16 protein-coding genes are annotated in these 18,271 nt (G+C 38.9%); 6 read left to right on the top strand and 10 right to left on the bottom strand.

Annotated elements, in window-relative coordinates:
- Positions 1-206 precede the first annotated feature (206 nt).
- From rhuM to DVR12_RS06595, 5 genes are all read left to right on the top strand, one after another.
- Complete coding sequence (rhuM, locus tag DVR12_RS06620; RefSeq protein WP_199417058.1) at positions 207-1,106, top strand: RhuM family protein; 900 nt, start codon at positions 207-209, stop codon at positions 1,104-1,106.
- 648 nt (positions 1,107-1,754) lie between these two features.
- Positions 1,755-2,072, top strand: a complete 318-nt coding sequence (locus tag DVR12_RS06610; RefSeq protein WP_116974832.1) for a hypothetical protein — start codon at positions 1,755-1,757, stop codon at positions 2,070-2,072.
- A 331-nt stretch (positions 2,073-2,403) separates the two neighbouring features.
- Complete coding sequence (locus tag DVR12_RS27480) at positions 2,404-2,652, top strand: hypothetical protein (protein WP_147323421.1); 249 nt, start codon at positions 2,404-2,406, stop codon at positions 2,650-2,652.
- A gap of 61 nt (positions 2,653-2,713) precedes the next feature.
- A complete protein-coding gene (locus tag DVR12_RS06600) occupies positions 2,714-3,034 on the top strand; it encodes a hypothetical protein (protein ID WP_116974828.1) in 321 nt (106 codons plus the stop codon).
- Positions 3,035-3,651: 617 nt separating this feature from the next.
- The gene (locus DVR12_RS06595) at positions 3,652-3,972 is read left to right on the top strand and encodes a hypothetical protein (protein ID WP_116974825.1); all 321 of its coding nucleotides are present in this window, start codon (positions 3,652-3,654) and stop codon (positions 3,970-3,972) included.
- A 161-nt stretch (positions 3,973-4,133) separates the two neighbouring features.
- On the opposite strand, the gene argH is transcribed toward DVR12_RS06595, so the two are convergent.
- From argH to DVR12_RS06550, 9 genes are all read right to left on the bottom strand, one after another.
- Positions 4,134-5,468: an argininosuccinate lyase gene (argH, locus tag DVR12_RS06590; protein ID WP_116974823.1), complete on the bottom strand. Its 1,335-nt coding sequence runs from the start codon at positions 5,466-5,468 to the stop codon at positions 4,134-4,136.
- A gap of 35 nt (positions 5,469-5,503) precedes the next feature.
- Positions 5,504-6,568, bottom strand: a complete 1,065-nt coding sequence (locus DVR12_RS06585) for a M20 family metallo-hydrolase (RefSeq protein WP_116974821.1) — start codon at positions 6,566-6,568, stop codon at positions 5,504-5,506.
- A 3-nt stretch (positions 6,569-6,571) separates the two neighbouring features.
- Positions 6,572-7,360 (bottom strand): acetylglutamate kinase, encoded by a 789-nt coding sequence (gene argB / locus DVR12_RS06580; protein WP_116974819.1) that lies wholly within the window; start codon positions 7,358-7,360, stop codon positions 6,572-6,574.
- Positions 7,357-8,310 (bottom strand): N-acetylornithine carbamoyltransferase, encoded by a 954-nt coding sequence (locus DVR12_RS06575; RefSeq protein ID WP_116974817.1) that lies wholly within the window; start codon positions 8,308-8,310, stop codon positions 7,357-7,359. The genes argB and DVR12_RS06575 overlap by 4 nt, the downstream gene beginning before the upstream one ends.
- A gap of 6 nt (positions 8,311-8,316) precedes the next feature.
- The gene (locus DVR12_RS06570) at positions 8,317-9,441 is read right to left on the bottom strand and encodes an aspartate aminotransferase family protein (RefSeq protein WP_116974815.1); all 1,125 of its coding nucleotides are present in this window, start codon (positions 9,439-9,441) and stop codon (positions 8,317-8,319) included.
- Between the two features lie 31 nt (positions 9,442-9,472).
- Complete coding sequence (gene argC, locus DVR12_RS06565) at positions 9,473-10,456, bottom strand: N-acetyl-gamma-glutamyl-phosphate reductase (protein ID WP_116974813.1); 984 nt, start codon at positions 10,454-10,456, stop codon at positions 9,473-9,475.
- A complete protein-coding gene (locus DVR12_RS06560) occupies positions 10,456-11,646 on the bottom strand; it encodes an argininosuccinate synthase (protein ID WP_233522140.1) in 1,191 nt (396 codons plus the stop codon). Before DVR12_RS06560 ends, argC begins: the two co-directional genes overlap by 1 nt.
- 47 nt (positions 11,647-11,693) lie before the next feature.
- Positions 11,694-12,470, bottom strand: a complete 777-nt coding sequence (locus DVR12_RS06555) for a GNAT family N-acetyltransferase (protein ID WP_116974812.1) — start codon at positions 12,468-12,470, stop codon at positions 11,694-11,696.
- 573 nt (positions 12,471-13,043) lie between these two features.
- Positions 13,044-15,080, bottom strand: coding sequence for an alpha-L-fucosidase (locus tag DVR12_RS06550; protein WP_116974810.1), 2,037 nt, complete (start codon positions 15,078-15,080; stop codon positions 13,044-13,046).
- 262 nt (positions 15,081-15,342) lie between these two features.
- Here DVR12_RS06550 and DVR12_RS06545 point away from each other — a divergent pair, with 262 nt between their 5' ends.
- The gene (locus tag DVR12_RS06545) at positions 15,343-16,737 is read left to right on the top strand and encodes a Gfo/Idh/MocA family protein (protein ID WP_199417057.1); all 1,395 of its coding nucleotides are present in this window, start codon (positions 15,343-15,345) and stop codon (positions 16,735-16,737) included.
- Positions 16,738-16,926: 189 nt separating this feature from the next.
- Here the strand turns inward: DVR12_RS06545 and galK are convergent, their stop codons facing one another.
- The gene (gene galK, locus DVR12_RS06540; protein WP_116974808.1) at positions 16,927-18,084 is read right to left on the bottom strand and encodes a galactokinase; all 1,158 of its coding nucleotides are present in this window, start codon (positions 18,082-18,084) and stop codon (positions 16,927-16,929) included.
- Positions 18,085-18,271: the final 187 nt, after the last annotated feature.

Genomic DNA, 18,271 nt, shown 5'->3' with positions numbered 1-18,271 from the left:
CCCAAATGAGTTGTTTGAAAATAAAACCAGATCTGCCAGATACTTTTTCAGTTAATCCTTATATACAAGCAATATGATTTAGAGGCTAGTATATATACCTCATGAACTTTACATTTTTACAATCATATGAAAGATGATCAAGTATTCATTTATCAGAATTCAGAAGGTGATTTAAGAATCGATGTTAAGTTGGAAAATGATACTGTTTGGCTTACTCAGGACCAGATGAGTTTTTTATTTCAAAAAGCAAAAAATATACTATTAATGAACATATTAATAAAATATATAAAGAAAAAGAAATTGATCAGGAATCAACTATGAAGAAATTCGGAAATTCCGAATTTGCTAAAAAACCTATTAATTTCTATAATCCTGATGTGGTAATTTCTGTTGGTTATAGGGTTAAATCTCAACGTGGCACTCAGTTCCGAATTTGGGCAAACAAAGTTTTGAAAGAATACCTGATCAGCGGCTATTCTATCGACCAAAAGCGCTTTCAGGAACAGTCACGCAAATTAGATGAGCTGAAGCAAACGGTTAGATTATTGGGAAATGTTATGGAAACTCAAAACCTAAATACTGGTGAAGCAATGGGTTTATTAAAAGTTATCACGGATTACACCTATGCCTTAGATGTGTTAGATCAATATGATCAACAAGTTTTGCAAATTGAATCGACTACCTCAGTTAACTTGTTTGAAATTAGCTATCCTTCTGCAATAGAGGCTATTAAGGAGCTCCGGAACAAATTTGATGGAAGTAGTTTATTTGGAAACGAGAAGGATGAATCGTTTCAGGGTTCTCTGGCTGCTATTTACATGACATTCGGAGGTCAGTATCTTTATCCAAGTGTAGAAGAAAAGGCAGCTAACCTGCACTATTTTGTTATTAAAAATCATTCTTTTACTGATGGCAATAAACGCATTGCGGCTTTCTTATTTGTGTGGTTTTTAGAGAAAAATAATATCCTTTATCATTTGGATGGTTCAAGAAAAATTGCTGATAATGCATTAGTAGCGATAACTTTAATGATAGCTGAGTCTAAACCTGATGAAAAAGAGATGATAATTAAAGTGGTAGTAAATTTAATTAACCTACGTAATTAGTAAGTTTCAAGTACAATGCATCCAGTTCAAAAAATCAGAAGAAAAAATTACAAGCCGATGATTATTTTATCGTATTTATATTGAAAATATCCTTCTGATTTAATCTCTATTCATTAAAATATTTTAAGTTAAGGATTGCTGGTTATTTAATTTGGAGTACTTACATTATCGCCTTAAAATTGTTAGCCCAAATGAGTTGTTTGAAAATAAAATCGGAGATCAATTTTAATGCTGCCAGGCATTTGCAAATGAAATATTATTATCCGTCTGTGGTACATTGTGCATATTATAGCTGTATACAGTTAATGAGGCATGTATTGATATTTAATATAGGGTTATCGGATAGGCAGATGGAGGAAGATAGGAAAGAATACTATCCCAGTTTAGGGGTACATCAATATTTGATTGAAAGGTTAACCCTTGAATTACAGAATGGTGATTGTGATTGGAAAAAATTTCATAACGAAATTGAAGAGTTAAGAAAATTAAGAACGAGGTCTGATTACCAGGATAAAGTTATTAGTGAGAATAACAGTCAACGGTCTATTATATTATGCTACTCAATCATCAATTGTTTAAAAACATTTTTTATTCAGGATTCAGTCAAGTCTATTTAAAGGTTATAAAATACAACTACAATCAAATCTTATGACATCAAAAGAATATATTGAAAATAAACTTATAGAAGCTGTTAATCTCTTTCCCAAAATTCGTTGCCGTTGCGAATATGACATCTTCGCAGAAGCATATTACATTGAGATTTGCCCCTCTTCTTTTTATAAAAACAAAGAATTTGATAAATGGTTGGACACTACAATAATGTCGTTTTTTAAACAAAAATATCCCGTAGGTATTTGTATTCATCCAAGAGGGAGATCGAAAATCGTCGAAAATTGTGAGTTTGAGATACAAGGAAGTTTATATAAAAGTAGAAAAAAAGTTACAACACAATTAGCTAATTTATGAGAAAAGATATTTTTCTAACAATCAAATGACTTCAAAATAATATCCTATTTATCGTTTCAAACAAAAATTATCATTCTTAACCAATTTGTATTCGTTAAATTATTTTAAGGTATGAATTGACTATTATTAGCAAGCTAGTACTTACATTGCTGTTTTAAATTTGTTAGCCCAAATGAGTTGTTTGAAAATAAAATCGGAGATCAATTTTAATGCTGCCAGGCATTTGCAAATGAAATATTATTATCCGTCTGTGGTACATTGTGCATATTATAGTTGTGTACAATTAATGAGACACATTCTACTTTTTAAAATAGGATTATCTGACAGACAAATGGAAGAAGAGAGAAAAGAAAGTTATCCTAGCCTGGGGGTGCATCAATATCTGATTAAACGACTAACTATAGAGTTAATAGACTGTGGTATAGATTGGGAAAGGTTTAATGAAGAGGTTGGAGAATTAAAAAGATTAAGAATACTATCAGATTATCAGGAAAGACCTGTCGATAGAAATAAGAGCCAACGTTCTTTGCATCTATCAAATTCTATCACTAATTACCTAATAACAAACTTTATTCTGTAAATAAAATTGGAATAATTCCCAAAAAACAGGTAATCAATTATTTACATTTAAAACCATTCTTATGACATCTCAAGAATATGTCGAAAACAAATTATCAGAAGCTGTAAAGTTATTTCCTCAAATACATTGCAGGCAGGAACATGATATCCATTCTGAAATTCATTTTATTGAAGTTACCCCAGCTTCATACTTCAAAAAAGATATAAGCTTCAAAGAATGGAGGAAAAAAACCTTTTTTGAATTCATTTCGTTATATCCGGAAGGTTTATGTTTCTTTCCTAAAGAGAGAAGAAAACATATCATTGAAAATTGTGAGTTTGAGATACAAGGAAGTTTATATAAAAGTAGAAAAAAAGTTACAACACAATTAGCTAATTTATGAGAAAAGATATTTTTCTAACAATCAAATGACTTCAAAATAATATCCTATTTATCGTTTCAAACAAAAATTATCATTCTTAACCAATTTGTATTCGTTAAATTATTTTAAGGTATGAATTGACTATTATTAGCAAGCTAGTACTTACATTGCTGTTTTAAATTTGTTAGCCCAAATGAGTTGTTTGAAAATAAAATCGGAGATCAATTTTAATGCTGCCAGGCATTTGCAAATGAAATATTATTATCCGTCTGTGGTACATTGCGCATATTATAGTTGCGTACAATTAATGAGACACATTCTACTTTATAAAATAGGATTATCTGACAGACAAATGGAAGAAGAGAGAAAAGAAAGTTATCCCCAGACTGGGGGTGCATCAATATCTGATTAAACGCCTCAATATTGAGTTACAAACCTTTGATTGCAATTGGAAAAAGTTTAATAGAGAAATTGTAGAGTTAAAAAATTTGAGAACCCTTTCTGACTATCAGGAAAGAATGGTTAGTAGTAGTAATGGTGAACGCTCCATTCTATTATCTATTTCAATTATCGATTGCTTAAACAATTATTTATTTCAATCTACAAACTAATTTTAATCATAGCTAAAACCAGATCTTATGACATCTAGTGAATACCTTCAAAACAAACTTACAGAGGCAATAAAGTTGTTTCCAACAATATGTTTTCGACATGAATATAATATTTATTCAGAAACGCATTTTATTGAGATGTCTCCAGCTTCATTTTATAAAAATGAAAAATTTGATAAATGGATAGATGAAACCTATTTCACATTTATTAAAATATATCCTGATGACCTATCTATCTTTCCCAAAGAGAGGAGAAAATTGATTGAAAATTGTGAGTTTGAGATACAAGGAAGTTTATATAAAGAACCCAGGAAAAGAAAAGCTCAATTAACAGACACTATCTCATAAACTGTGTAAAGTCAAAAAATCGGTGTTCGGGCTCCGATTTTTTTAACTTTACACTCTTAGTGAAATAGTTCTAATTAAAATGATTAAGCTCCAAACAACCGCAATAAAAAAGCAGCCGCAATAACCCTTGCAGCTGCTTAATATCAAACTAATAATCAATTCTAACTATTCAATAAACGCTCAATTGCCTTATCTACTGCCTCAAACGGAAACCCTTTTACAACAACTTCCATTTGCGCCGCAATCTGAGCAGTGCAAAGATTTCCAATACTACCTGCATGCGTATGTGCTACCTCTTTCGCAGGAGAAAATGTACCATTTTCAATATCCATTCCTATCTGCTTATAAGCCTCTCTGAAAGGAACTCCCTGCAACACCAGATTATTCACTACCTCCACACTAAACAGATACTGATATTTTTCATCATCCAGAATATTGTCTTTAATTCGGATGTTTTCCAACATCAATCTGCTCATGCTGATACAATCTTTCAGCGTCTGAAATGCCGGAAATAAGTTTTCTTTCAACAGCTGAAGATCACGATGATAGCCAGATGGCAAGTTAGTTATCATCATCGCAATTTCATTTGGTAATGCCTGCAATTTATTGCCATGAGAACGAATCAGTTCCCAAACATCAGGATTCTTTTTGTGCGGCATTATGCTGGAACCGGTTGTCAACTCATCCGGAAAACTTACAAAACCAAAATTCTGGTTCATAAACAGTGTCATATCCATCGCCATCTTTGCAATGGTAGCAGCAATTCCTGATAATGCAAATGCAACCAGCTTTTCAGTTTTACCACGGCCCATCTGTGCATACACCACATTATAATTCAGTGCCTCAAAACCCAGCAAAGAAGTGGTCAGCTCACGATCCAACGGAAAAGACGAACCATAACCGGCAGCAGAGCCAAGTGGATTTTTGTTTACCACCTTATAGGCTCCCTGAAGCATGGTCAGATCATCCACCAGGCTTTCGGCGTATGCGCCAAACCATAAACCAAATGATGAAGGCATCGCAATCTGTAAATGCGTATAACCTGGCATCAGTTGGTTTTTATAGGCTTCGCTTTGTTGTTGTAATAAATGAAACAAAGCAAGAACTTCTGTAACTATTTCCTGTAATTCGTGGCGCAGAAAAAGCTTAAGATCTACCAGCACCTGATCATTCCTTGATCTGCCACTGTGAATCTTTTTTCCAACTTCGCCCAGGCGACGGGTTAAGAGTAATTCTACCTGGGAATGGATATCTTCAACTCCGTCTTCCAGTTTAAAATCACCGGCCAATATCTCCTGGTAAATATTACGCAATTCCTGTTTCAGAATTTTCAGTTCTTCTGCTTCCAACAACCCAATAGATTGCAGCATTGTAATATGAGCCATAGAGCCCAGTACATCAAACGGCGCAAGGTAAGCATCCATTTCACGGTCTTTTCCCACCGTAAAACGTTCTACCGACTCCAATGCTACTTTATCTTTTTGCCACAATTTCATTGTAAATATGTTTTATCAAGTTTTGAATAAACACATTACTGGATCATTTCCAGTAACCTGATATAACTATCGATACCTTCTTTAATTTCATGCAGGTGAATATATTCATCTGCGGTATGAGAGCGGGCGGAATCGCCAGGTCCCATCTTTACTGAAGTTGCTGGTATCAAAGCCTGATCTGATGTGGTAGGAGAACCATAACAAGTTTTACCTATTGATAGTCCTGCTTGCACAAATGGATGATCCATCGGAATAAATGATGGTCTCATTCGCATAGATCGTGGCTTTACTTCGCAGGAAACATTTGCTTTAATGGTTTCCAGCAACTCTTCAAGCGTATATTGATCAGTAGCCCTAACATCCACTACAAAAGAGCAGTCGGCAGGTACTACGTTATGTGCTTTATTTGAAGTATTAATGACCGTTACACTCATTTTAACCGGACCTAATGTTGGAGAAACATTAGGGAAACGATAGTCCTTGAACCAATTCAGATCTGGCAAGGCTTTATACAAAGCATTTTCGCCTTCCTCTCTGGCAGCATGACCAGCTTTTCCATAGCTGGTGCAGTCTAATACCATGAGGCCTTTTTCTGCAATTGCCAGTTGAGTAAGCGTAGGTTCACCTACAATAGCGAAGCTTATTTCCGGTAGTTTATCAAGAATGCTTTCTATTCCGTTTGCTCCGCTAATTTCTTCTTCCGCTGTAGCTGTTAGAATTATGTTATAGCCAAGGTCTTCGCGGTGATAGAAATGCAGGAAGGTGGCGATCAGGCTAACCAGACATCCACCGGCATCATTACTGCCTAAACCGTAAAGTTTTCCGTCAACAACATCCGGACTAAACGGATCGCGGGTATATTGAGGATTAGGTTTAACAGTATCGTGATGTGAATTTAACAGTATATTACGTTTAGCGGGATCGTAATGTTTGTTGTAGGCCCAAATATTATTGAGGTGACGCTCATGAGGAATATCCATGGTAGTCAGGAATTCGCTGATCAGCGTGGCTGTACCATCTTCTTCCCGGCTTAATGAAGGGGTGGCAATCATTTGCTTCAGCAAAGCCACAGCCACATCATATAGTTTTTCGTTCCACATTTATTAGCATATTAAAGTACCTGCTACTGTTGCAGTTGTGTTGCTTAGTACATCATCTGCATGTCCGATCAATACTTCTTTAACACCGTTGTCTATTGCTCCGAATGCATTTTGCAGTTTAGGCAATATTCCGTCTGACAGTACTTTATCGGTTAGTAGTTGTTGGTAAATATCTTTATTGATGAGGTTAATGACTGCATTATCGTCTGTTGGATCACTTAACACTCCTTTTTTCTCGAAGCAATAGATCAATCGAACCTGATAGTTTGCAGATAATGCGATAGCCAGTGATGATGCAATGGTATCGGCATTTGTATTTAATATTTGTCCTTTACCGTCATGTGTTAAGGGAGCAAATACAGGAGTAATACCGGCATCGAGCAGGGCTTTCAGGGGAGCTGTATTTAGTTGTTCGGGATATACATCTCCAACAAAGCCATAGTCGATGGTTTTAACAGGGCGTTTAACGGCCGGAATGATATTGGCATCTGCACCGGTTAAGCCTATTGCATTGCAGTTATTGGCTTGCAATTGGGCTACCAGTTGTTTGTTTACCAATCCTCCATAAACCATAGTCACTACGTCGATGGTTTCTGCATCGGTAATGCGGCGACCATCCACGTATTTCGACTCAATTCCCAGTTTATCACCGATACGGGTAGCAATTTTTCCGCCACCATGTATCAGGATTTTTTTTCCGGGTATTGTTGCAAACTTTTGAAGAAAAGTTTGCAACAATACCGGATTATCAATAACGTTTCCGCCTACTTTAATTATAAATAGATCGATCATTTTCCTTTCAGTATTTCGCTTAAAACAGCCTGTGCAGCCCAAACACGGTTACCTGCTTCCTGAATAACGATAGATTGAGGACCATCCAGTACCTCGTCTGCTATTACTACATTTCTTCTAACAGGAAGGCAGTGCATTACTTTCGCAGCATTTGTAAGTGCCAGTTTTTCGTTAGTGAAAGTCCAGGAAGGATCAGAATTGATAATCTTACCATAATCGCGGTAGGACGACCAGTTTTTCACATAAACGAAATCAGCACCTTCCAGGGCTTTGTTCTGGTCATACTCGATACGTGCATTTCCTGAAAATTTTTCGTCCAGTTCATATCCTTCAGGGTGCGTGATAACGAAATCTGCTTCTCCCCAGGCATTTATCCACTGAGCAAAAGAGTTAGGAACCGCCTGAGGTAATGCCTTCACATGAGGAGCCCAGGTCATAACCACCTTTGGTTTACGTGGTTGATTCCAGTGCTCTTTAATAGTGATAACATCGGTCAGACTTTGTAAAGGATGCAAAGTAGCACTCTCCAGACTTACAACCGGTACACCAGCGTATTTAATAAACTGATTAATGTATTTTTCTGTATAATCTTCTTCTTTATTCTTCAACCCAGGAAAAGTACGGATAGCCAGTATATCGAAATACTGCCCCATAACCGCTGCTGCTTCCTTAACATGTTCTGTAGTGTTACCATTCATAACAACACCATCATTCATTTCCAGCGCCCATCCTTCTTTATCGATGTTAAACACAATTGCTTCCATCCCCAGGTTTTTGGCCGCAACCTGCGTACTTAAACGAGTACGTAAACTTGGGTTCAGAAATATCATGCCCACTGTTTTATTCTTCCCTAACTCCTTATCTCTGAAAGGATCTGCTTTGTAGTTCAACGCAATGTCAACTAGTCTCGGGACACTGGGAACATCTGCTGTAGAAATAAATTGCTTCATTTATTTTTATTTCACTTCTTTACTAAATGCTTCTAAAAACTGATCTGCATGCTCCTGAGTTAAAGCCAGTGAAGGCAGTAAACGGATAACATTAGGTTTGGCTTCTCCTGTGAAGATTCTGTGTTTGAATAACAGATCTTTCTTCACATTAGCCAATGAATCTGGTAATTCGATACCTATCATTAAACCGCGCCCTCTTACTTCTATTACTTCTTTGAAATTGCGTAATTGCTCAATCAGATAGTTTCCGATTTTTGCAGCATTGGCCATCAGGTTCTCCTGCTCAATTACTTCCAATACCGCCAGCGCTGCAGCACAAGCCATATGATTACCACCGAAGGTAGTGCCTAGCATACCGTAAACAGCTTTAAATTTAGGAGCAATGCTAATACCTCCGATTGGGAAGCCATTACCCATACCCTTAGCCATTGTGTAAATATCCGCATTTACACCTGCATAATCATGTGAGTAGAACTTACCGCTACGGCCATATCCACACTGAATAGAATCTGCAATAAATACAGCATTGTATTCATCACACAAGCTTCTGATCTTCCTTAAAAAGGATTCGCCGGCTACCTGAATACCACCTACTCCCTGAATGCCTTCAATAATAACCGCTGCTACTTCATATTGCTTAAAAGCAGCTTCCAGTGCAGCTTCATCCTGCCATGGCAGAAATACTACATTATCGGTTTCATTAACAGGAGCAACAATTTTTGGATTATCAGTTGCTGCTACCGCCAGGGAAGTACGACCATGGAACGATTTTCTGAATGCAATGATCTTTTTTCTACCGTTATAGAAAGAAGCAAGTTTCAGTGCGTTCTCATTAGCTTCTGCACCTGAGTTACAAAGGAATAATTGATAATCTTCTTTCCCGGAAACTTTTCCAAGTAAAGCAGCTAATTGTTCCTGTAACGGCATCTTAACAGAGTTGGAATAAAATCCTACTTTATTCAGCTGATCTGTAAGGCGCTTTACATAATGAGGATGTGTATGGCCGATAGAGATCACGGCATGTCCACCATACAGGTCGAGATACTGTGTACCTTTATCATCCCATACATGAGAGCCAAAGGCTTTGTCTATAATAATATCGTTGAGTGGATAAACGTCAAAAAGTTTCATGTTGGCTAAAAAGTTAAAAATAATCAAACACTTAGAACACGATCGACTTCAGTTTAAGTCCGGCTGTTTCATCCAGTCCGCACATCAGATTCATATTCTGAACTGCTTGTCCGGAAGCTCCTTTCAGCAGGTTGTCTTCAATAGAGTGGATAACTAATTTGTCACCAATTTTCTCCAGTTGAATTAAACATTTGTTAGTGTTTACAACCTGTTTAAGATCTATTTGTTTTTCACTCACATGAGTGAATGGATGGCCATCGTAATAATCTTTATACAGCTTCACTGCAGCCTCTAACGAGAGATCGCTTTTCAGGTAAGAGGTTATCCAGATTCCTCTTGGATAATCTCCACGCACCGGAACGAAGTTTACATCGTCACTGAAGCCAGGCTGCAATTGCTGTAGGCTTCGTCGGATTTCTTTCAGGTGCTGATGATCTAATACTTTATAAGTAGAGATGTTGTTTGCTCTCCAGGTAAAGTGTGAGGTAGCCTGCAGTTTCTGACCAGCGCCGGTTGAACCGGTAATACCGGTTGTATGTACATCGGTCAGTAATCCATTTGCTGCCAAAGGCAGTAAACCTAACTGAATAGCGGTAGCAAAACAACCCGGATTCGCTATATTTTGCGCGGTTTTAATAACGTCGCGCTGCATTTCCGGCAATCCGTATACAAAGGTTCTGCCTTTCACCGTTTCGCCTAAACGAAAATCCTGGCTCAGGTCTATTACTTTAATATGTGGTGCCAGATCTGTTGATTCCATGAACTTTTTAGATTCACCATGCCCGAGACATAAGAATACAACATCAACGTCATTGCTCAATTCACCGGTAAATACCATGTCGGTATCTCCTAATAAATCGGCATGCACTGCATATAACGGGTTACCGGCATTGCTACGGCTATGAACAAAAGAAATGGTTACATCAGGATGGTTGAGTAACAACCTGATCATTTCTCCGCCCGTATACCCGGCACCTCCGATAATTCCTGCTTTAATTTTTTTTATCTCTCCCATTAGTTAGAGTTTTTAACCTGGTGCCAGATCATTGTTTGGTTACCAAAGATTTTGCTAAATCCTCTTACATCTTCACCAGACCAGCCACTGTTCATTTCTCCGTATTTACCGAATTTGCTGCTCATCAGATCAAATGGAGAGTTGATACCAGTAACCTGGAAACGATAAGGCATCAGCGTTACAAACACTTCACCAGTTACATTTTCCTGAGTATGTTGCAGGAATGCTTCAATATCACGCATTACAGGGTCCATAATCTGACCTTCGTGCATATAGTTGCCATAGAACTGTGCCAGCTGGTCTTTCCAGGTAAGCTGCCATTTGGTAAGAACGTGTTTTTCAAGTGCATGGTGAGCCTTGATGATCACCATTGGAGCAGCCGCTTCAAAACCAACACGACCTTTAATACCAATGATGGTATCACCTACGTGAATATCACGACCAATAGCATAAGCACCGGCAATAGTTTGCAGGTATTGAATTGCAGCCGCAGGATGATCGAATGCTTTATCATTCACGCCTGTTAATTCACCTTTGGTAAAAGTAAGTTTTACCTGTTCTTCGCCTTGTTTGGTTAATTGAGTAGGCCAGGCCTCTTCTGGTAACATACCGTTAGAGGTCAGGGTTTCCTTACCACCAACAGAAGTACCCCAAAGTCCTTTATTGATTGAGTATACCGCTTTATCGAAATTCATCTGCACACCTTTTGATTTCAGGTAAGAGATTTCATCTTCACGGCTTAATTTCATATCGCGGATAGGAGTAATGATTTCAACTCCTGGTATCATTATATGGAAAACCATATCAAATCTAACCTGATCATTACCAGCTCCGGTACTACCATGAGCTACTGCATCAGCACCAACCTCTTTCACATATTCGGCGATGGCCAGTGCCTGGCTCATGCGCTCTGCGCTCACACTCAGAGGGTAAGTATTATTTTTCAATACGTTACCGAAGATGAGATATTTGATCACGCCATCATAATAAGATTGTATTGCATTAACAGTTTTATGACTTTTAACGCCCAGGTTATAAGCGCGTCTTTCTATTTCCTGCAGTTCTTCTTCTGAAAAACCACCTGTGTTAACGATCACAGAATGCACCTCGTAACCTTTATCATCGGTCAGATATTTAACGCAATAGGAAGTATCAAGTCCTCCGCTAAATCCCAGTACTACTTTTTTCATTATGACATCTTTTTTTATAATTCCAGATAACAATATTTACAGCCTGTTCAGAACAGGAAAAATTTCTTTTTAGAGCCGGTAGCCCCGCCTTCTTTTTTGCTTTTCAATAGCACATATCGTTTGAATCGCAGCCATCGCTCATATAACTTAATGTTGCCTTTGAAGCCACGAAGACGGCGATCTTGCTGAATTTGTCCTTCAGCACTAACAGAGAGTTGATTTTGTTTTTTTTCTTCTTCAGCAGCTTTATCTGCCATTGCTCTTTCTTCTGCCTCTTTCAGCTTTTCGGTAGGATCATAGAGCATAGCGGTACATAAACAGTTTTTTCTGTTTTTGCTTGTGAGAATATCAAAGTTTACACAGCTTCTGCATCCTTTCCAGAATTCTTCATCATCAGTCAGCTCTGAATAGGTAACAGGTTCATATCCCAGCTCTGAGTTGATTTTCATAACGGCCAAACCAGTCGTTAATCCAAAAATTTTGGACTCAGGGTACTTTTGTCTGGATAATTCGAAGATCTTTTTCTTGATCGATTTAGCAACACCATGACCTCTAAAGGCTGGATTAACGATCAAGCCGGAGTTAGCAACAAACTTTTCATGGCCCCAAGCTTCAATATAACAAAAACCAACCCAGTCACCCGTTTCCGTGACAGCTATCACGGCTTTTCCTTCCCTCATTTTGAGCTCTACATACTCAGGCGAACGCTTGGCAATACCAGTTCCACGCGCCTTTGCAGAAGCTTCCATCTCGTCTGTGATGATGTTTGAATAGTGAATGTCGTCAGGCGTGGCTACCCTAACGATGATATGTTGATTTTCCAACTTTTTAAATTGAAATCGTGAATCAATAAACTACATTGAAATTTTTCCATTACAGGAAAGGCTCACCGAATGATTGGGAAATCACGGTGCGATAGCGATAGTTTCTACAACTATGTCGCTATCAAATTCTAGGTCGTCGGAGCAGAAATCTAAAGACATTGAACCCAACAGAAGTCACCCCTTTATTTAAACGGGCATGATATGCGGAGATGTTGGTATGAGTTGCGGTTTTTTCCAACTTCAGTTCAGCGTTAAATTGTTATAAATATTGTCTTTAGTTTAGATTACCCGCAAAGTTATAATATTATCTTTTTAAATAGTCGATTTTTTTTCGGGGATTTTCCTTGCAAAGCAGCAAAGTTGCATCAGCGGGCCAGGATTTTATTTTTGTTGCATTTTTAGATTGATTATTAATCAATTATATATTTTCAGAAGAATGTAAAAATTTGAAAAATTTAATATTGAGCGAAGAATTTTTTGTCCAAAAAGACAGGAAGCATAAGAATCTGGTTAATGCTAGTTACACATTTACTTTAATTCTTATGCTTCCGTAATATTTACTTCCTCAAAAACTTATCTGGTCAAAATTCCCAGCTCAGCAATTGCCACTGATTTTGATTTCCCGTCAGATGGAGCTGTTGATACCAATTTAATATAACGGGCATCCGTTGCCTGAAACTTCACCGTCTGAATAACCGGATTATTTTTAATGTTGGCAAATTGGCCAGTAGCCACCTTACTCCACTGCTCTCCGTCTTTACTCACATAAAACTCATATCCATAAATGGATATAGTTCCCCCATGATCATCAGATTCAGGTGGGGTATAAGTAAATCCTTTCAGGTTAAAGGTTTCGGCTAAGTCGATCTGGATCTCGTTTTTATCAGTTACATAAACAGACTCAACATTTCCATCAATCGCTTTCCTATTTGTAGAACCAACAACTTTCCAGGTACCAGAAGCTATGTCAAAATCCTTTGTTACAACTTTCCCGGCAGTTTTGCCCTGATCTACGTACGCACGCGCTTTCACAGTTCCTCCTCTCGGTAGTGAGATATTCGAATTCCAGTTGTAAACCGGCGACTGAAAGTCCGGCTCCGTACCATCGGTGGTGTAGTGAATCGTTACATCCGGAGAGCTTGCTCCGTTAATAATCACCTTTCCTCCCTCCTGTCTCGAAATTTCAGGAGTAGTAATAACTCCCGGTGCCTTAAATAATTGTATTTCACTAATTACAGGTGCAGCTTTAGCATCCAGGATACTAATACGGATCTGGGAAGTGGTAGTAAGCGGTAAACGGAGTATACGCTTATGTCCTATTGTTGTTTCATTTGCTACTTCCTTGAGTGAACCGTTGTCCAGGACCTCTACCTTAAAAGCTTTAACACGTTGGCCGAGTGCAATGAATTCCTGCAGAACCAGGCGATTAAAGGTAACAGGTTTGCTATATGTCAGTGTAATTACTGCATCATTCTTTCCTTCGCTGGCAGCCCAGTAAGTTTTGTTATTGCCATCAGTAAGATTTGAGACTTTAACAGCTGTATTATTACTGCGGGTATTGGTTGCCGTAACCTTAGCCTGTCTGGCCAGGTTATCTTTGAAGGAAGCATCCAGCACCTGACGTAACTCCATCAGCCTGGTAGAATCGTTCGGATGTATGAGGCCATCTCTGTCGACCGGCACATTCAGGATCAGATTTCCATTTCTTCCAACCGAGGCATAATAAATATCCAGCAGTTGGTTCAGTGATTTCACCTTATCGTCGGTATCCGGGCTATAAAACCATCCCGGGCGGATTGATACATCACATTCTGTTGGCACCCATTTTTCGCCGTCTTCATTTCCTTCATTCAGCGATTTGGTATCAGGGCCACCAACTCCAGGGGTAAAGCCTTTTACATTCAATGTACTCCAGTTGGTGGTACCGGCATATCCATTTTCATTACCTACCCAACGGCAACCCGGACCTACATCACTGAATATAACCGCATTAGGCTGATTCTTATATACTACGCTATGAAATAAATCCCAGTCGTAGGGTTGTTTAATATTTCCTCCGTTTGCTCCATCGAACCACTGTTCAAATACCGGCCCGTAGCCCGACAGAACCTCGTTGAGGGTTTTAGCAAAAATCTGATTGTATTCGGCAGTTCCATAGGCCGGGTGGTTACGATCCCAGGGTGAAAGGTATACTCCGAATTTTAGTCCGTATTCCTTACACGCTGCAGAAAGTTCTTTCAATATATCGCCCTTGCCATCCTTCCAGGCACTTTCCCTAACGGTGTGGGTACTATATTTACTTGGCCACAGGCAAAATCCATCGTGGTGTTTGGCTGTAATTACAATACCTTTCATACCAGCCAGTTTGGCTGTCCTGGCCCATTGACGGGCATCCAAGTGTTTGGGATTGAAGACTTTTGGATCTTCATCACCATGCCCCCATTCTTTATTGGTAAAAGTATTGGGACCAAAGTGAATGAACATATAATATTCCAGGTCGGCCCAGGCAACCTGGGGTTTAGTTGGTAAGGCACCATAAGGTTTGATATCCTGAGCAGAAGCTACAGCGCAGCTAAATAACCCAGCAAATAGCAGCCAATTTTTTTTCATTGTCGGAATTAAAAGTAAAAAACTAAAGATAGGATAGATATACAAACGTAATGATTCGAATTTCCCTATTTATAATCAAAAATTATCATTATCATGTAATACCTATTTTAAAATAATAAAAAGATGATTGGTAACACACCCAAAAGCCACCGTTTATCACAAAAATGTAAGATTATTGTTAAACAGATTGGTTTGGATAAATCAATTTTTATAAATTTAGTGCCTTCTAAACGTATTATAATACGCAGATAAACTTTGAACAATGAATAAACAACCACTGCATCGCAGAAGCTTTCTGAAGAATACAGTAGCAGCGGGCGTAGGGATTTCTATGCTTGGCTCATCTACCAAACTGTTTGCCAGCGAAAAAAAACCAAAAGTAAGAATCGGATTAATTGGTGTTGGAGCAAGAGGACTCGGACACCTGAATTTCTTTTTACATCGTGAAGATGCAGAAGTAATTGCTTTTGCAGATCCCGATACCGCTTTCACAGTGCCTAAGGCAAAGGCAATGATTGAAAAGGCCTATGGTGCTAAGAAAAAAGTAGCAGAATATACCAATGGCCCGGAGGATTTCCGCAACATGCTGAAACGCGATGATATCGATGCTGTTGTTATTGCTACTCCCTGGGAATGGCATACAATCATGGCTGTTGCAGCCATGAAAGCAGGTAAAACTCCAGCTGTTGAAGTATGTGGAGCATCCGATATTCAGGAATGCTGGGAACTGGTAAATACCAGTGAAGCTACTGGTATCCCGGTATTCGGAATGGAAAATGTATGCTATCGCCGCGATGTAATGGCAGTATTGAATATGGTTCGCCAGGGAATATTTGGAGAACTGATTCACCTGCAGGGAGGATACCAGCATGATCTGCGCGCCGTAAAATTCAATGACGGTAAGCAGTATTATGGTGGTGGAGTTGAGTTTGGTGAGAAAGCATTATCTGAAGCTAAATGGAGAACTAATCACTCTGTATATCGCAACGGTGATCTGTATCCTTCTCACGGCCTCGGTCCTATCAACAATATGATCAATATCAACCGTGGTAACCGTTTGCTGTCATTAACTTCAATGGCTACCAAATCCCGCGGCTTGCATAAATATATCGTAGATAATGGTGGTGCAAACCATCCTAATACGAAAGTAGATTTCAAATTGGGAGATATTGTTTCTACACTAATCAAAACCAATAATGGAGAAACGATCATGCTATCGCACGATACCAACTCTCCACGCCCTTACTCTCTGAACTTCCGCGTACAGGGAACTAATGGTTTATGGATGGATGATCAGAGCAGCATTTATGTAGAACATAAGAGTCCACATGATCAGTGGGAAAAAACCGGCAGCTTCGAAGATCCTAACAGCTACTTTGCGAAATACGACCACCCATTGTGGAAACGTTACAGCAAAGATGCCGCAGGTGCTGGTCACGGAGGTATGGACTGGTTTGTATTAAACTCATTCCTGGAGTGTGTAAAACGTAATGCACCGTATCCGTTGGATGTTTATGATATGGCTACCTGGTATGCGATTACTCCGCTTAGTGAGCAATCTGTTGCTGAAGGTGGTAATGTTCAATTCATTCCAGACTTCACCCGTGGTCGCTGGATGAACAGAACTCCGATCTTTGCATTAGATGACCAGTACTAGCGAGCGTTGCTCGCTGGTTTCTCGCAGAGAGGCATAAGTTTTTTTTAAGCAGCAAAGGGATTGAAGCGGATTTTTTTAAGGACTCTTTCAATAGGTTTATATTATTGATAAAAACCTATCAGTGTACTTATTAATATTCGCTTCAATCCCTTTGCTGCTTAAAAAAAACTTATGCTGCTTTGCGAGCAACTAAACTGCGCTTGGCACCATCACTTTAGCACCATCTTCAATAGTGGTCACGTATACTTCTGGTATTTTTCCGAATTTGGTTTGATAGTTAGATTGAATATAATCTACATATTCATCTACTTTATCGTTCTTCACAAGGTTGATGGTGCAACCGCCGAATCCTCCACCCATCACTCTAGCACCGGCAACTTCTGGTCGGGTACGCGCCAGGGAAACCAGGTAATCCAGTTCAGGGCAGCTTACTTCATATAATTTGCTTAGGCCTTCATGTGTGGCGTACATCAGTTCACCGAAAGAATTGATATTTCCTTCTTTCAGGAGTTTGGTAGCATCCTGTACGCGCTGAATTTCAGCGATTACATAGGCACAGCGATTATAGACAACCGGAGATATTTGATCACGTACTTCATAGAGCATCTGCATGGTAGCATCGCGAAGAGATTTAACTGCAGGATGTTTTGCCTGGATGGCCTTCACACCTTCTTCGCATTGCTGGCGGCGAACATTATATTCGGAAGACGCCAGGGAATGATGCACCATGGAATTGCACAGTACAATTTTATAGTCAGGGAAATTAAAGGGGAAATATTCAAATTCGAGGCTGCGGCAATCGAGGCGCATTACCTGATCTTTTTTGCCGTGTAAGTTGGCAAATTGGTCCATTATCCCGCATTTCACTCCCGGGAAAGTATGTTCGGCTTTCTGACCGATGAGGGCCATATCCATTCTTGATAACTGATACCCAAACAAATTATCTAGTGCGGCTACTAATCCACCTTCCACTGCAGCAGAGGAAGACATACCGGCACCTACTGGAATATCTCCGGCGATTACACAATCGAAGCCGGATACTGGTAATCCGCGCTCCTGTAATTGATATACAACGCCCATGATATAGTTAATCCATCCTGGGGTAGGTTTTACAGCATCTAAACTGAATGATTGTGTTTCGTTGGTAAAAACGGCATGCACAGTGCACTGACGGGTATGATTAGGCGCAATCGCATATACTATCTTCTTATCTATAGCAGCGGGCAACACAAAACCATCATTGTAATCAGTATGTTCACCTATTAAATTGATCCGACCTGGGGATAGCACCATTGTTGGTTCTTTTTCAAATAAGTCGACAAAGAGTGCTCTGGTATGTTGTATCATTCAAAAAATATTAAACGTAAAATTTACACCTAAAAATATAAAAAAAACGAGGATTAAAATGATTTTTTCTAATCTATCTGCTAGATAATACTATACGCTTGAAAATCCGGAGAGGTACCAGTGCCAATAAAAAAAGATCAGCAAAAACGGATTTCTCCATTTCTGCTGATCTGCTATTATAGAAGAC

Source organism: Chitinophaga silvatica (genome assembly GCF_003419895.1).
Taxonomy (GTDB): Bacteria; Bacteroidota; Bacteroidia; order Chitinophagales; family Chitinophagaceae; genus Chitinophaga; species Chitinophaga silvatica.
This window is presented reverse-complemented; position numbering and strand designations above follow the sequence as displayed.

Coding starts and splice junctions, on each gene's coding strand:
- argH (WP_116974823.1), bottom strand. CDS start 5,468: ATGAAATTGTGGCAAAAAGATAAAGTAGCATTGGAGTCGGTAGAACGT.
- DVR12_RS06585 (WP_116974821.1), bottom strand. CDS start 6,568: ATGTGGAACGAAAAACTATATGATGTGGCTGTGGCTTTGCTGAAGCAA.
- DVR12_RS06560 (WP_233522140.1), bottom strand. CDS start 11,646: ATGAAAAAAGTAGTACTGGGATTTAGCGGAGGACTTGATACTTCCTAT.
- DVR12_RS06570 (WP_116974815.1), bottom strand. CDS start 9,441: ATGAAACTTTTTGACGTTTATCCACTCAACGATATTATTATAGACAAA.
- DVR12_RS06610 (WP_116974832.1), top strand. CDS start 1,755: ATGACATCAAAAGAATATATTGAAAATAAACTTATAGAAGCTGTTAAT.
- DVR12_RS06545 (WP_199417057.1), top strand. CDS start 15,343: ATGAATAAACAACCACTGCATCGCAGAAGCTTTCTGAAGAATACAGTA.
- DVR12_RS06600 (WP_116974828.1), top strand. CDS start 2,714: ATGACATCTCAAGAATATGTCGAAAACAAATTATCAGAAGCTGTAAAG.
- argC (WP_116974813.1), bottom strand. CDS start 10,456: ATGGGAGAGATAAAAAAAATTAAAGCAGGAATTATCGGAGGTGCCGGG.
- DVR12_RS06550 (WP_116974810.1), bottom strand. CDS start 15,080: ATGAAAAAAAATTGGCTGCTATTTGCTGGGTTATTTAGCTGCGCTGTA.
- galK (WP_116974808.1), bottom strand. CDS start 18,084: ATGATACAACATACCAGAGCACTCTTTGTCGACTTATTTGAAAAAGAA.
- argB (WP_116974819.1), bottom strand. CDS start 7,360: ATGATCGATCTATTTATAATTAAAGTAGGCGGAAACGTTATTGATAAT.
- DVR12_RS27480 (WP_147323421.1), top strand. CDS start 2,404: ATGGAAGAAGAGAGAAAAGAAAGTTATCCTAGCCTGGGGGTGCATCAA.
- DVR12_RS06575 (WP_116974817.1), bottom strand. CDS start 8,310: ATGAAGCAATTTATTTCTACAGCAGATGTTCCCAGTGTCCCGAGACTA.
- DVR12_RS06595 (WP_116974825.1), top strand. CDS start 3,652: ATGACATCTAGTGAATACCTTCAAAACAAACTTACAGAGGCAATAAAG.